Genomic DNA, 525 nt, shown 5'->3' on the forward strand with positions numbered 1-525 from the left:
GACTGGAACTATTGGCGCATGCAGGGCGGCGCCGACGTCGGCCAGCGCGACAGCGGCCTGAACTTCTCGGATCCGGGGCAGTTGCTGGACGCCGCCAGCCAGGGCCTGGGCATCGCCCTGGTGGCGGCGCTGCTGGCGCGGCGCGCGAGCGAGGCCGGCCTGCTCGCGCCGATGACGCCGCAGACCGTGCGCGGCCCGACCTGGCGCTGGCTGGTGCACCGCGACAGCCGCAACGCGCTGGCCGCGGGCTTTTGCGCCTGGCTGTGCGAGAACCTGGGGGTGGACTGGCAGCCCTGGCGCTGAACGCCGCGCCAGGGCCCTCCCGGCCTACCAGCGATGCTGGTAGGTCAGGGTCAGCACCGTGCCCGGGGCCGGCAGGCGGCTGGTATTGGTGCTGGTGCGCATCAGCTGGCTGTAGAGCGGGTAATAGTCGCGGTTGAACAGGTTCTCGACGCCGACGATCAGCGTGTCCTTCGGCGTGACCTGGTAGCGGCTCATCAGGTCCACCGTGAAGTAGCTGCCCAC

The 525-nt window shown here is 71.0% G+C and carries 2 protein-coding genes; one reads left to right on the forward strand and one right to left on the reverse strand.

The genetic code is table 11. From position 1 onward, the window contains the following. On the forward strand, positions 1-303 hold a 303-nt coding region (locus tag RISW2_RS23120; RefSeq protein WP_043775959.1), incomplete at its 5' end, for a type 2 periplasmic-binding domain-containing protein. Between the two features lie 24 nt (positions 304-327). On the opposite strand, the gene RISW2_RS23125 is transcribed toward RISW2_RS23120, so the two are convergent. Then, on the reverse strand, positions 328-525 hold a 198-nt coding region (locus RISW2_RS23125), incomplete at its 5' end, for a TonB-dependent receptor (RefSeq protein WP_156944003.1).

Origin of the sequence: Roseivivax isoporae LMG 25204, from assembly GCF_000521865.1 — a bacterium.
Lineage (GTDB): Bacteria > Pseudomonadota > Alphaproteobacteria > Rhodobacterales > Rhodobacteraceae > Roseivivax > Roseivivax isoporae.